This is a genomic window from Weissella sp. ESL1177, assembly GCF_058107185.1.
This window is the reverse complement of the sequence record NZ_CM176591.1, coordinates 1,709,838-1,722,958: the sequence shown is the minus strand read 5'-3', so window position 1 is coordinate 1,722,958 and position 13,121 is coordinate 1,709,838. Positions and strand designations below refer to the sequence as shown.

The following is a 13,121-nucleotide window of genomic DNA, read 5'->3' as shown; positions in this document are numbered from 1 at the left end:
CATTGCTAATTTTGTCAAAGGCAGTGTTTTATTGCTGATTAAGTAGTTATTTTTTATAAAAGTATCTCATTAACTTTGGTGACTACCAATTGGTAATACTTATTGAAATAGATTTTAGTTGCTATTTTTTGTTTACAATTGTAAACTATCGATAGAATATGAAACGAAGGGGGCTTAATCAGATGAACATGAATGAACATGAAGAACATATGAATATGGAGATGCATGAGGAACAGATGGATATGCATCATCAATCTGATATGGGGCATGATGATATGATGATGCATGGTGGTCACATGATGCACATGGGTAATTTAAAAAAGAAATTTTGGTGGTCAATTATTATAACGATTCCCTTATTATTGATGTCATCAATGATGGGGATGAATCAACCACTTATTTATTTTCAAGGTAGTGACTGGGTAGTTGCCCTATTAGGGACAATTATCTTCTTTTACGGTGGTATGCCATTCTTTATTGGTGCAAAAGGAGAATTACAAGAAAGAAAACCAGCAATGATGACCTTGATTACAATGGGTATTACCGTTGCATATGTTTACAGTATTTATTCAGTTGTGGTGAACAATATGTTACATGTTTCACCACATGTGATGGATTTCTTTTGGGAATTGGCGACATTGGTTGACATTATGTTGTTGGGTCATTGGATTGAAATGAATGCGGTCAGTCATGCTGGTTCAGCACTTAATGAATTAGTAAAATTATTACCTAATCAGGCACATTTAATTAATGATCAGGGACAAATCATTGACGTGAAATTACAAGATGTTGTCACAGGTGATCATTTAATTGTTCGTGGTGGTGAAAAAATACCAGCTGATGGGCAAGTTATTAAAGGTGAATCAGCCGTCAATGAAGCGATGGTTACAGGTGAGGCAAAGTTAGTTCAAAAACAAGTTGATGCTAAAGTTTTTGGTGGTTCTGTTAATGGGGATGGGACAATTCAAATTAAAGTTACCGGAATTGGTGAAAATAGTTTTTTGGCACAAGTGACAAAGATGGTTACATCTGCACAAAATGAAAAGTCAGATCGTGAAAATATTGCTGATCGTGTTGCATCTTGGCTATTTTATGTGGCATTAACGGTAGCGGTGATCAGCTTTATTGCTTGGTGGGTGATAAGTGATTTAGCAACAGCTTTACCACGTGCAGTGACTGTTTTGATCATTGCTTGTCCACATGCACTGGGATTGGCTATTCCGTTAGTTATTGCTAGAAGTACTTCTTTAAGCGCTAAAAAGGGATTGTTAATTCGTGATCGTAATGCCATGGAACAGGTTAAAGCGTTGAAATATGTGTTAATGGATAAGACCGGGACCTTAACAGAGGGAAATTTTAAGGTTAATGCATATGGTAGCTTGACTAATGATCTGTCAAATCATGATATATTACGGATGATGGCCACGTTAGAGTCAGGTTCGTCACATCCACTAGCTGTTGGTATCACAAAGAAAGCACAAAAAGAAAATATTTCATATCAGACGGTTAATAGTGATCAAATTAAAGGTGTGGGCTTAAAAGGACAAGTAGATAATCAGGATTATTTCATTGTTTCACCTGGTTATTTAGAGAAAAATAAGCTAGCCATTGATAATCAACACTTTGATAAGTTAGCAAGTGAAGGTAATTCATTAAGTTTCCTTGTACAGAATGATCAGGTATTAGGATTTGTTGCACAGGGTGATCAAATTAAGCCAGCAGCAAAGCAGTTAGTGACAAGATTGCAGGAGCAGGGAATGATACCCGTGATGTTAACTGGTGATAATCAACAAACAGCCCAAGGCGTTGCCAAAGAATTAGGCATAAAAGAGTTTAAAGCACAATTACTACCTGAAGACAAAGAAAAAGCTGTCAAAAAGTATCAGAAAATGGGAAAAGTCATGATGATTGGTGATGGTGTGAACGATGCACCCAGTTTAGCCCGTGCGGACATTGGTGTTGCCATTGGTAGTGGGACAGATGTTGCCATTGAATCGGCAGACGTGGTATTAGTTAAGAGTGATCCACATGATATTATCCAATTTATTGAATTAGCACAGCGGACCACACGGAAGATGACCCAAAATCTTTGGTGGGGAGCTGGTTATAATATTGTTGCAATCCCATTAGCAGCAGGTATTTTAGCGCCAGTTGGATTTGTATTAAGCCCAATGGTAGGGGCGGTGTTGATGTCATTAAGTACAATTATCGTTGCCATTAATGCACTAACGTTAAAAGTTGAATAGCTACAAAGCAGCATCAGATAACGAGTTGTTATGTGATGCTGCTTTTTATGATGTTAAGGAACTACTTTCATGAATCATATGCAATAGTTCTTTTTTTGAGACATCTGTATTGTTAACAGAAATGGTATTCCAATGGGTTTTATTCATATGGTAGCCGGGGAAAATACCTTGGCGTTCACGCATTAATTCGCCATGTTCAGGTAGCAATTTCAGATCAATCAGTAATTCACCATCTTTTTCAAAAATCAAGGCAATGATTTTACCATTAGTCTTTTGTTTCATCACGGTCCAAAGAATTTTTTCAGTACGTTTACCACCATTGAATGGATAATCTTCGAATGAATTGGTATGTGTTTTAACAAGATTAATTAATTCCTGACGTTTCATGAAAAGTCTCCTAAAATATGATAATAATACGAGACTAGTTTGTTGGTAAAGTTGTCTCACCAATGATTAATTCTGGCAGTACATAGACAGAGTCTACATTTTTCCCAGCTAATTCTGCCAATAATAACTTCACCATGTGTTCAGCAATTTTTTTAAGGGGTTGTTGTATTGTTGTCAATGGTTGTTCAGCTAATTGGTGAATGTATATACCATCAAACCCGACAATGCCAACCTCGGTAGGTACTTGTAATCCTTGTTCACGACTAGCACGTAGCGCACCAAGTCCCAAACGATCTGTTGCGGCTACAATGCCTGTATGGGCAACTAAATTATCGTTCATAAAGAAGTCTTGGACAACATGTTCATCGTTTGGTAAACGATGAATTTCAGGCTGATAGCCAGCAACTTGCATTGCCTTGTGGTAGCCGTTTTCACGGTTTGTTTCAAACGGTTCATCAATGTCCATACCTAAGAATAGGATACGTTGATAGTTTTGATTCAGTAGTAGTTGCGTTGCTAAATATGTACCTGCTGTATTGTCAATGTCCACGGATGTGACACCAGATTCGGTACCGTACAATACAACTGGAATCGGTAAGTTATGTAGAACATCGAAATCTGTTTGGCGAGCACCGCTGACTAAGAAACCATCAACATTTGTTAAATCAAAATTACGATCATGACGCATTTCTAAAGTATAACCTTTTGCTTGTAAGGCATCGGTTAAGTGCATCAGTAAGTGGGCGTAATAGGGTTCAATTTCGTTAATATCGTCTAACAAGATAAAGGCAATATTGTAATGACGATTATTTGCTAGTGCTCTACCAGCACGATTTTGTACATAACCTAATTGTTCAATGACCCGTTGAACATCTGTTTTAATTTCAGATGATACCTGTTCAGGATGATTGATCACACGAGAAACAGTCATTTTTGATACATGAGCTTCGCTTGCCACGTCTGATATTGAAACCATAATATTGACCTCGATGCTTTACACTGAAAACGCTTTCTAAAATTTCTAATTTCATAATACCATGAATATTGTATGAAGATAAACTGGCAAACGATTTGGGGTAACATTGGTGGTGTGATTGCTAGTTCATTGCCATTTTGCCTTACAGTAATTGGCGTAGCAAACATAGCTACTCAAGGTGAGTTACTAGCATCAGTTAAATGGTCATTTTAAAAAGCACTAACGTTTATAAAAAAATTTGCACCGATTAATCAATTAAATTGACCAATTATATAAAATTAAATATTGATGAGAATAAATCAGGTATAATAATGCTTATAAAATATAAGACTTATTGGAAAGGAGCATTATTCAATTGAAAGTGAATTTTTTTATAGATGATGACCAGCCAGAACACATTGATTTTCATGTCAAAAAAATAACTCCTGAAATGCAAGCAATTGTCAATAATTTACAACAACAACACACGCAATTATGGGGATATCAAGGTAAGACAGTAGTCCCATTGCAGTCAGATAAAATAATTAGAATTATGACATCATCTGGTGAAGTTCACGTGCAAACTGATTCAGGTATGTATCGAGCGAAACAGCGCATCTATCAATTAGTAGCATTATTACCAGAAAAATTCATTCAAATTTCGAGTGGTGAGATTATCAATTTTGATTTTATTGATCATCTGGAACTGAGTGGTAGTGGAAACATTAAATTAATTCTAATCACTAAAGAAGAAACCTATGTATCGCGACGATTTGTTTCAAAAATAAGGAGGAGGTTAGGTATATGATTCGACAAATGACGAAACGTTTCTTTATGGGCATGCCTTTTGGAATTACATATGGGCTGTTAGTTTCACTGCTAAATGATTATGGACGAGGCAGCCAAATTTACCAACCATACGAAGCACGATTTGCTGAGCACTTTTCTAGTTCGTTACATGCATTTACTGTTGCTATTATCCTATGGGCATTAATTGGATCACTTTTTTCAACTACGTCAATATTATTTCAAAAAGAAAATTGGAGTTTGACGCGACAAACACTAACCCATTTTGTCATAACAGTTTTAGGGTTTATGATGATTGCTTATTTTGCAGGATGGTATCCGTTAAATATTAACAGTATTGCAAGTGAATTGATTGTCTTCGTTATTATATATGTTGCCACTTGGAGTTATACAATGATTCGTGTGAAAAGAAGTATTGATGCTATCAATAAAAAAATTAAAAATAAATAATTTACAAAAATGGGAAGAGTTAAGATTATTTTAATGATTCATTATTTGGAAGAAACATACCAAGCAGATTTGGTCTGTGTGCTTGATTACGGTATCATCTAAAATAATAAAATGAAAATATTCAAAAAATAAGTTGGTATGATAAATAAATCATTCTTATAAATTAAAAATATATTTTAGTAACTTTAAATATGTACAAATTTCAGGTAATCAAGTACAAATCGTATCAAAAGATACAAAACAAACTTTGATATTTTGATAAATAAAAAGCGACTTAATTTTTAATCAAGTCGCTTTTTCTAATTACAATACAATGTCTTCTCGAGCGTGGATCAACCTTGTAATGAATTCGTTTATTGGGGTAGGAATACTTTGCTCTTTTCCCATACGTGCAATTGCACCATTGAGATAGTCAATTTCCGTACGACGACCAGATGCAATATCTTGATGCATTGATGGATAGTGGTCGCCAGCTTGATCAGGCGCTAGTGATGCATTAATCGTTGCCATCGCTAATTCAACAGTTAAAGGAATGTCTTTGGCTTGAGCAACAGCTGTAAACTCATTAACGATTTGCTGTATTAGCATTGGTGTAGCATCACTTTTGTTAAGATCCATAATCTTACAATCTAAAATGGTGCATAGTGTATTTAGCACACTATTTAAACAAGCTTTTTTCCAAATAGACAATAAAACATTATCGCTTTGTCGAGCATCTAATCCGGCTTCATTTAAAGTATTGTTAATTTTAACAACTGTTTCATGTGAAACATTTTTAATTGCTTGAAATTCAATATAACCTGAACCATTCAAAGCAATAGCTCCAGGACCAATTAACTCGCTAGTCCATAAAGTGGTACCCACTAGCAAAGCTAGGTTTGGAGCAACCTTTTGAATAGTTTCTAAATTACCAATACCGTTTGATAAACATAAAATAGCCGTCTTGTCAGTTAATAAATGTGCAATTCTTTTAAGCATATCACTTAACTGCATAGCTTTTGTAAATAGTAAAATCAGATCAAAGTGATCATGAACATCTTCAGGAAAAGCAGCTGGAATTTTAACAAACTGTTGTTTTCCAGCTATTTCTACAGAAAGACCGTTTTTATTAATATTGGCAATATGTTCTGGCCATAGATCCAATAGTGTGACTTCATTACCAGATTGTTGGAGCATGTAGCCAAAACGGCTTCCCATAGCGCCACTACCCGCAATTGCTATTTTCATGATGTATCCTTTCTATAAAAGCATTTTTGTATAGCTCATAGAATCATTTTATCAGATTTACATTGAATATAGGATCGCTAATTTAGGAAGCCATCTTGTTGGTCGATAACAGGTGCTTTCGCTTAATCACGATAAGCATTAATGAGGTGTTCAGTATTAATAGATAAACAGGAAATGCATAGGTACTAAATGACCAATGTGTTGTCGCAGCAAGAATACCAGTTGTTGCAGAAATAACGCCACCTGAGTAATAAACAGGTGTCTCGGTTGTCGGATAGAACCAGGCCTTACGTAAAGTTGGAATAGATGCAATTCCATCACTTAAAATTGAAAACACAATTGCTAAGATTGGATTATTAGTTAGTTGCCAAATAATTAATGCAAAGATAGCAACAAGACCACATAAATAATCAATGGTATTTAATTGCCAATAAGCAGATTTATTAAAGAGCGATGCAATAAACACGAGCATTGGCATAAATCCAGCCATAAAAACAGGCAAAATTGCCCAATCAAATCCGCTAGCTGAAATGCTTGCAACAACAGAGATTAAGGGAGAAATACCCCACAATAACCAAGTCACTTTATTAGGTTGTACTTTGCCCTGCAGAGTCGCTATTAAATAGAATGAGCCAAATATAATAGAACAGGCAGCACCAATTAAAACAAGATATTGCAAACTAATGTCCTCCAACTAAAGTCATATCAATATGAGGAATGTTGTCTTCTAAATAGACGTCAGAAACCGGTTTGAATCCAAATGATTCATAAAATTGACGTAGATAGTTTTGTGCACCAATTTTAATGGCTTGATTAGGATAAATACGGTGAATTTCTTGAATGGTTGCTGAAACAATTTCGCGACCATAATGCTGACCACGGAAAGACTTTGCGACAAGTACACGACCAAAACGAATATACTGCGGATTATCATCAGCGATAATTCGAGTATAGGCAACTAATTGATCATCAATCGTCAGGCAGACATGGCGGGCTTTAAAGTCGGCTTGATCAACTTCTTGATAGGCACACTCTTGTTCAACAACGAATACTTTGGTGCGCTCTTGCATAATGGTTATCATATTTGAACTTGTGAGTTCATCAGTATTTTTAATAATTAATTGTTTTTTTGTCATAAATAATATCCTTTTAGTGATTACCTGATTAGGTAATTATAAAAATTTTCCCTAATGCTTTATATTAGCATATAAATTTTACGTATTATCAATTAAATATTCTGATTTCGGTAACAATGATTTAAAATTTAGAAAGTAAAAAGTGTGTTTTCCGAATTTTTAACTTGACTAGCGTGGCTAAATTTCGTATTGTTTAAAGAAAATAACGAGAATTAGTGGGGAATTTTTAATGATAAACGTGTATTTCAATCACGATGGCAACGTTGATGATTTAGTATCATTATTACTTTTGTTACAGATGCCGGATGTTAATCTTTTGGGTGTTGGGGTGACTGATGCTGATGGGTACGTTGAACCGTCAGTTTCGGCATCAAGAAAGATTGTTGATTTATTTGGTCATGAAGGGCGTCAACCATTAGACATTGCGAAGTCAAACTCACGTGCAAGTCATCAATTTCCAAAAGAATGGCGTTTAAGTTCATTTTCTTTTGATGATTTTCCAATTTTAAACGAACACGGGACACCAAAAACACCAGTTGCTGAAAAACCAGGACACCTTGATATGATTGATAAAATTAAGGCATCTGAAGAAAAAGTGACCCTTGTTATGACTGGTCCCTTATCAGATTTAGCTCGTGCCTTAGAGGTTGATCCAAGCATTACCGAGAATATTGAAAGTTTACACTGGATGGGCGGTGCGCTTAATAGTAAGGGTAACGTTGCTGAGCCAGGTGCTGATGATACGATGGAATGGAATGCTTACTGGGATGCAGAAGCAGTTAAGCGTGTTTGGGATTCTGATTTAAAGATTGTGATGGTTGGTTTGGATAGTACTGATCAGGTGCCATTGACACCCGAATTGCGGTCACGTTGGGCAAAGCAACGTCAGCATCCAGCCATTGATTTGATAGGTCAGGGCTACTCATTAGTTCACTCTTTTGAAGCCAATTCAATCTACTATTTATGGGATGTGCTAACAACATTAGCTAGTCGCTATCCAGAATTAGTCGAATCAGTACAAGTAAAAACGGATGTTATCACGACTGGTGAATCAGAAGGTCGTACTTATCAAACAGATGATGGTCGTGAAATTACTTTTGTCACGAGTGTAGATGCAGCTGCTTTTTATGATAAAATCGATGAATTAGCCAAATTAGGCGATAAGTAAATAAAACTTTGAAAAATACGATAATCTGTATGGATTGTCGTATTTTTTGATGGTATATTTTCTATAAATTAGATAATTGGCGTTTTTCATTCGGATTATAATAATGAAACGTGAATAAATGATATATATAACATGAGGAGGAAATTTTAATGACACGCTCACAACAATATCTTGATATATATTGTTTTACACCCGAAGAAAATCGGCGCTTTGCACGATCAAATTTTACCAAGTTAGTATATACTAATGCCCGTTTTGAGGGAGTCAATACGACTTTACCGCAAACGCAAACAATTATGGATGGCATGAGTGTTGCAGGTGTGCCAGTGGCAGATGTTTTAACAATTGTTAATTTAAAACGTGGTTGGCAATATGTCACAATGCAAGAAGTTCCCTTAACTTTGTCACTGGAAAAAGAAATCAATAAAATTGTGGCTGCCGAAGATGCTTTAGTACCTGGTGAGTTACGGCAAGGAACAGGAGGTGTTCATTTAGGACAAAATAAATATTTTGAGCTCCCTATGGTTGATGAAAAAACTGAACAAACATATCTACAAAATTTATTAAGTTCAGAACGAACAACTACGGATAAAGCCTTAACAGTTATGTATCATAATATGCGGCAACAAATTTTTTGGGATGGGAATAAACGGACGGCTACTTTAGTTGCTAATAAAATTATGATTGACGGTGGTGCAGGCCTTATTAATGTGCCGTTAGATAAATGGGCTAAGTGGAATGAGTTAATTGCTGATTTTTATGACACAAATGACATGCAAACCATTAAAGAGTGGACATACCAAAATGGTATTCAGGGCTTAGAAGTGCGGTACAACAAATAAAGTTTATATAAGTAATTTGATCCAAAAAACAATACATAATTGGATGTCAAAAAAATTGAAATGTGTATTCCACATTGTTGATATTGCCTACATTTACTAAATTAATCATCTAGATAGTAATAACGAGCTCACTTTTCCACTTAACACTTGACTATATGTTCACTTAAAACCAGCAATTTATCCAACAAAAACTTATGATGAATAACATTGTACTTGGATAATATTTCGCTAATTAATTTACCTATTTTTGAAGATTTAATAGTTAAAATTAGGCTCAATTTCAAATAGCATGAAAATCGTGAAATTGTCTCATTGAGTTTGTGAAAACTGCTCATTAATTTGATGGTCATTACATCAAATTTATGAGCTTTTTGTTTATTAATAAACCGTTAAAAGTGTTTGTAATGCATGATGATGGAATAGTTCAAAGCGAATTCTTAAAGCATACGTTTTAAAACTATGAAAATCATACGCTGTACGATTAATTTATTTAATACGAGGTGATGAGCGCGTCCTTCAGGCATGACTTCATTAAAATTACCATCATTAGAAATCAAAAAAATAATATTCTTATCTTTTCTTTTAAACCAACTGAATTTAGAATAGAAGCCATTTATGGACATCAATAAACACCTCGTTTCTTATTTTTTAGACAACTATATTTTACGCCGGTATTTTTATTGGTGTTTTTTTCTTGTGAAAAAGAGCAAAATAAAAGCGTGAAATTTTTACTTTCATGCTAAAAAGTATAGAGCCGAAATTAACAACTATTCAACGATAAGACCAAAAGCGCCTTTAAATAGGCGCTTTTTCGTGAATTCTGGTAGTTGCTGGAGGCATGAGTATTTGTTCAAAATTTTTATATACTTATCCACATTAGAGGTCCTTTCCAAAGGGATTTTGTTTGGCAGACTAGTTCCAGCTAGTCTGTTTTTTTCTTTGTCATAAATTATATAGAAAAACAAAGAAAAAGGAACGGATGACTAATCTGTCAGATTAGTTATCCGTACTAAATATTGTAGAACCATTTTCAATACATTTGACTGTCAGCTACTGGTTCTTAATAAATAATGTTGCTGTATTTTGAGCCATTTCACCCACTGAAAGACTATGGTCTTCACATAACCACCATTCAACGATGCCAGCCAGAGCGTGTGATTTGAATTGATTTGAGAAGTTACCGATATATTCATTATTTGAAGAAATCGTGGTTCTCGTTAATTCATTGATGATCTGTTGTTTAAATTTCTGTTGAAAATATTTTACTCCGTCGCCCTTTAGCATTAATACAAAAAAATCATAGTTATCTTCAAAAAATTGGTAAACTGTTTTGAAATAAGATTCTAATTCTGTGGCATCAGAACTAAATTTGATCTGTGCACAAATTTTTTGCAACTCTAAAAGTTTAGCCGCAATACAGTTATTTAATAAATCATATTTATCTTCATAATGAAAATAGAAAGTGCCACGATTAATATCGGCTTCTTTTGTGAGCTCATTAATTGTGATGGTATTAAGATCCTGTGTTTTTAGTAACTTTAATAGTGCTTGTGTAATTGCTGTTTTTGTTTTCTTGACCCTACGATCTTCTTTTTGCATGAGAATCCTCCTAAGATTTTGGTCATTTTTGTTTATTTGTTGAATATTCAACAAAAGGAGAGCAAATAACCATTGAAAGTATGGTTGTTACTGGCTATCATCATAACAAACACTTGTTAAAAATAAAACACTTGTTGAAAATTAATCTGAAAAAATGTGTAAGGAGAGAAAATATGGGTTTATTAAGTAATAAATTAATTCAATTACAGACTAAAAAGGATCCAAAATACAAGGCTTCAGAAAAATTGCTGTGGGACCGAAAGTATAATTCTAGTTCATGGTTTGTAATCGGTCATTTCGAAGATAAGGGACATCGGTTAAATTATTTATATCATTTGATGGTCTGGCCAGATGATCAAACAGGTGAGCCAATGTTAAATTCGGTGGTCTCAGTTACTGATGAAACGACAGGCTTTTATCGGGGAGAAGACAAATTCTATCCCTTAGATCAAGCAGAGATAGCAGAAGATCATTTTGCAATTAAAGTACCCAACGGTTCAATGGAAGGGGACCTAGAGCATCTCCACATTACTGGGGAGCTTGAAGGAGTATCAATGGATATTGACCTTGATTTGAAAGATGCAGTTATCTATAATGCCGGATCTGGTTCGTTTAAATTGGCAATAATTGATGTTAACCAATTTTCTAAGCCTAACATCGACCCAAGTGGCACACTTTTGATAGACGGACAGAAATACGATGTTTCAGGAGATGCCTGGTTTGATCGACAATGGCAAAAAGTTCCCGAAGCAAAAGGAAACAGTACTAATAATGATCCTGTTACTAGTGGAAAAATACATTGGTATTGGTTAGACCTTAATCTAGATTGTGGAGATAAATTAAGTCTGTGGTGTGTAGAGGTCGCTAAAATTACTAGAGCTTGGGCCACCGTTTGGCATACAGATGGGACAACTGAAGTGGTTGATGTTACACCATTTTCAAAATACCACCCCAAAAAATGGCTTAGTCCAGTATCAGGTCAGAACTATCCAATCGAGTTTACGGTCAATATCCCGCAACTGGACGCTGATCTTCATGTTACACCTTATCCTGTGGAACAAGAGATTGCCTCAGAGCACATTAGTAAATATGAAGCGGCGAGCCAAGTGGAAGGTACTTACCTTGGTAAAAAAAGCAAAGGATTTTGTTACGTTGAGCTTGTGGGTGGCTTCTCATAAAATTGATGATTAATTATTAAACTGGAACTCTAAAAATGTAAAATAGTTGGAGGGTATCTTAATGCGAAAAAATTTGAGCGAGAATATACAGACAATGCCGTTAATGATGTTTCCTAAAGTAGATTTATCGAAAGACTTATTACTTAAAAAGGATTTTATTACCAATTCATGGTTTGTATGCGGTCATTTTGAATCAGATGGACATATTTTGAATTTCTTTTATGATGTATTAATTGGTGGTGTTCCCAATCAAAAATCAATGATTATGGAAAGCATGTCTGTTACAGACCAGACAACCAAAGAGACAATTGATTTTAGCAAAGCATATCCTGCTGAAATATGTACTGTATCAGATGATTGTTTGAATATTATTACACCAACCGCATCCTTGTCAGGTACACTTGACCAATTTAATTTGAAAGCTTCCGTAAAAAATATAGATATAAATGTCACATTAATTCCAAAAGGATACCCAATATATAACGCTGGCGATGGCAATTTTAATATTGCACATTTAGCCTCTTATGAATATTCACTTCCACAAATTGAAACAACAGGGACGATGGCAATTAAGGGGAAATCATATACTATTGATGGTATTTCATGGTTTGACAGGCAGTGGGGAGGAGATTCAAAGGCTCCCACTGCTGCAATTCCCATTGTTCCTAAATGGGCATGGATGGATCTCAATCTTGATAATGGAGATTTTTTAAGTCTCTGGGCACTACCAATAAATAAAGAACGAGAAATTGGCTGGGTTACAGTTCTTCATCCAGATGGCACCCAAAGTATTTTTAATATCGAACCACTACTACCAAAGGTAACGGAATATTATCATAGTGATATTACGGGAATTGATTATCCAGTTCATTGGCATATTTCAATTCCTGATGCGGATGCACAATTAGAAGTTATCTCAGATCCAGTTAATCAAGAAGCATACTCAGCTGAAGTTAAGAGCTTGACGCATTTCGAGGGTGCAAGCTTCATCAAAGGTACTTACGGAGGGAACCCCGTTTCTGGCTATTGTTATGTAGAGTTAATGAATTGGGACAGTAATTTTAAAGAAAATATTTAGCGAAGTAAATAGTTTCGTTGTGATATTAATAATATCAGGCAAAAGATG

14 protein-coding genes are annotated in these 13,121 nt (G+C 35.0%); 8 read left to right on the top strand and 6 right to left on the bottom strand.

What is annotated here, in order from left to right; genetic code table 11:
- Nucleotides 1-188 precede the first annotated feature (188 nt).
- A complete protein-coding gene (locus AC3B5D_RS08415; RefSeq protein ID WP_489840610.1) occupies nt 189-2,246 on the top strand; it encodes a heavy metal translocating P-type ATPase in 2,058 nt (685 codons plus the stop codon).
- Between the two features lie 45 nt (nt 2,247-2,291).
- On the opposite strand, the gene AC3B5D_RS08410 is transcribed toward AC3B5D_RS08415, so the two are convergent.
- Nucleotides 2,292-2,633 (bottom strand): MmcQ/YjbR family DNA-binding protein, encoded by a 342-nt coding sequence (locus AC3B5D_RS08410; protein WP_489840469.1) that lies wholly within the window; start codon nt 2,631-2,633, stop codon nt 2,292-2,294.
- Between the two features lie 34 nt (nt 2,634-2,667).
- Nucleotides 2,668-3,609: a LacI family DNA-binding transcriptional regulator gene (locus AC3B5D_RS08405; protein WP_489840470.1), complete on the bottom strand. Its 942-nt coding sequence runs from the start codon at nt 3,607-3,609 to the stop codon at nt 2,668-2,670.
- Between the two features lie 72 nt (nt 3,610-3,681).
- Here AC3B5D_RS08405 and AC3B5D_RS08400 point away from each other — a divergent pair, with 72 nt between their 5' ends.
- From AC3B5D_RS08400 to AC3B5D_RS08390, 3 genes are all read left to right on the top strand, one after another.
- Complete coding sequence (locus tag AC3B5D_RS08400) at nt 3,682-3,822, top strand: hypothetical protein (protein WP_489840471.1); 141 nt, start codon at nt 3,682-3,684, stop codon at nt 3,820-3,822.
- Nucleotides 3,823-3,970: 148 nt separating this feature from the next.
- On the top strand, nt 3,971-4,396 hold the full coding sequence (locus AC3B5D_RS08395; RefSeq protein WP_489840611.1) for a LytTR family DNA-binding domain-containing protein: 426 nt from the start codon (nt 3,971-3,973) through the stop codon (nt 4,394-4,396).
- Nucleotides 4,393-4,845: a DUF3021 domain-containing protein gene (locus tag AC3B5D_RS08390; RefSeq protein ID WP_489840472.1), complete on the top strand. Its 453-nt coding sequence runs from the start codon at nt 4,393-4,395 to the stop codon at nt 4,843-4,845. The genes AC3B5D_RS08395 and AC3B5D_RS08390 overlap by 4 nt, the downstream gene beginning before the upstream one ends.
- Before the next feature lie 303 nt (nt 4,846-5,148).
- On the opposite strand, the gene AC3B5D_RS08385 is transcribed toward AC3B5D_RS08390, so the two are convergent.
- The 3 genes from AC3B5D_RS08385 to AC3B5D_RS08375 form a co-directional block, all read right to left on the bottom strand.
- The gene (locus tag AC3B5D_RS08385) at nt 5,149-6,072 is read right to left on the bottom strand and encodes a 2-dehydropantoate 2-reductase (protein WP_489840473.1); all 924 of its coding nucleotides are present in this window, start codon (nt 6,070-6,072) and stop codon (nt 5,149-5,151) included.
- An 82-nt stretch (nt 6,073-6,154) separates the two neighbouring features.
- On the bottom strand, nt 6,155-6,751 hold the full coding sequence (locus AC3B5D_RS08380) for a hypothetical protein (RefSeq protein ID WP_489840474.1): 597 nt from the start codon (nt 6,749-6,751) through the stop codon (nt 6,155-6,157).
- A 1-nt stretch (nt 6,752) separates the two neighbouring features.
- Nucleotides 6,753-7,208 carry a GNAT family N-acetyltransferase gene (locus AC3B5D_RS08375; protein ID WP_489840475.1) on the bottom strand — a complete coding sequence of 152 codons (456 nt, stop codon included), beginning with the start codon at nt 7,206-7,208 and terminating at the stop codon, nt 6,753-6,755.
- 229 nt (nt 7,209-7,437) lie between these two features.
- Between AC3B5D_RS08375 and AC3B5D_RS08370 the strand changes: the two genes are divergently transcribed.
- Together AC3B5D_RS08370 and AC3B5D_RS08365 are read left to right on the top strand one after the other, a co-directional pair.
- Complete coding sequence (locus AC3B5D_RS08370; protein WP_489840476.1) at nt 7,438-8,376, top strand: nucleoside hydrolase; 939 nt, start codon at nt 7,438-7,440, stop codon at nt 8,374-8,376.
- A 149-nt stretch (nt 8,377-8,525) separates the two neighbouring features.
- Nucleotides 8,526-9,218: a Fic family protein gene (locus tag AC3B5D_RS08365; protein WP_489840477.1), complete on the top strand. Its 693-nt coding sequence runs from the start codon at nt 8,526-8,528 to the stop codon at nt 9,216-9,218.
- Nucleotides 9,219-10,268: 1,050 nt separating this feature from the next.
- Here the strand turns inward: AC3B5D_RS08365 and AC3B5D_RS08360 are convergent.
- Nucleotides 10,269-10,817, bottom strand: coding sequence for a TetR/AcrR family transcriptional regulator (locus tag AC3B5D_RS08360; protein WP_489840478.1), 549 nt, complete (start codon nt 10,815-10,817; stop codon nt 10,269-10,271).
- A gap of 173 nt (nt 10,818-10,990) precedes the next feature.
- Between AC3B5D_RS08360 and AC3B5D_RS08355 the strand changes: the two genes are divergently transcribed.
- Together AC3B5D_RS08355 and AC3B5D_RS08350 are read left to right on the top strand one after the other, a co-directional pair.
- A complete protein-coding gene (locus AC3B5D_RS08355; RefSeq protein ID WP_489840479.1) occupies nt 10,991-11,995 on the top strand; it encodes a lipocalin-like domain-containing protein in 1,005 nt (334 codons plus the stop codon).
- Between the two features lie 61 nt (nt 11,996-12,056).
- Nucleotides 12,057-13,073, top strand: a complete 1,017-nt coding sequence (locus tag AC3B5D_RS08350; protein ID WP_489840480.1) for a lipocalin-like domain-containing protein — start codon at nt 12,057-12,059, stop codon at nt 13,071-13,073.
- Nucleotides 13,074-13,121: the final 48 nt, after the last annotated feature.

Excerpts from the sequence above, each read along its gene's own strand:
- AC3B5D_RS08415 (WP_489840610.1), top strand. The coding sequence starts at position 189 with ATGAATGAACATGAAGAACATATGAATATGGAGATGCATGAGGAACAG.
- AC3B5D_RS08410 (WP_489840469.1), bottom strand. The coding sequence starts at position 2,633 with ATGAAACGTCAGGAATTAATTAATCTTGTTAAAACACATACCAATTCA.
- AC3B5D_RS08405 (WP_489840470.1), bottom strand. The coding sequence starts at position 3,609 with ATGGTTTCAATATCAGACGTGGCAAGCGAAGCTCATGTATCAAAAATG.
- AC3B5D_RS08400 (WP_489840471.1), top strand. The coding sequence starts at position 3,682 with ATGAAGATAAACTGGCAAACGATTTGGGGTAACATTGGTGGTGTGATT.
- AC3B5D_RS08390 (WP_489840472.1), top strand. The coding sequence starts at position 4,393 with ATGATTCGACAAATGACGAAACGTTTCTTTATGGGCATGCCTTTTGGA.
- AC3B5D_RS08385 (WP_489840473.1), bottom strand. The coding sequence starts at position 6,072 with ATGAAAATAGCAATTGCGGGTAGTGGCGCTATGGGAAGCCGTTTTGGC.
- AC3B5D_RS08375 (WP_489840475.1), bottom strand. The coding sequence starts at position 7,208 with ATGACAAAAAAACAATTAATTATTAAAAATACTGATGAACTCACAAGT.
- AC3B5D_RS08370 (WP_489840476.1), top strand. The coding sequence starts at position 7,438 with ATGATAAACGTGTATTTCAATCACGATGGCAACGTTGATGATTTAGTA.
- AC3B5D_RS08365 (WP_489840477.1), top strand. The coding sequence starts at position 8,526 with ATGACACGCTCACAACAATATCTTGATATATATTGTTTTACACCCGAA.
- AC3B5D_RS08360 (WP_489840478.1), bottom strand. The coding sequence starts at position 10,817 with ATGCAAAAAGAAGATCGTAGGGTCAAGAAAACAAAAACAGCAATTACA.
- AC3B5D_RS08355 (WP_489840479.1), top strand. The coding sequence starts at position 10,991 with ATGGGTTTATTAAGTAATAAATTAATTCAATTACAGACTAAAAAGGAT.
- AC3B5D_RS08350 (WP_489840480.1), top strand. The coding sequence starts at position 12,057 with ATGCGAAAAAATTTGAGCGAGAATATACAGACAATGCCGTTAATGATG.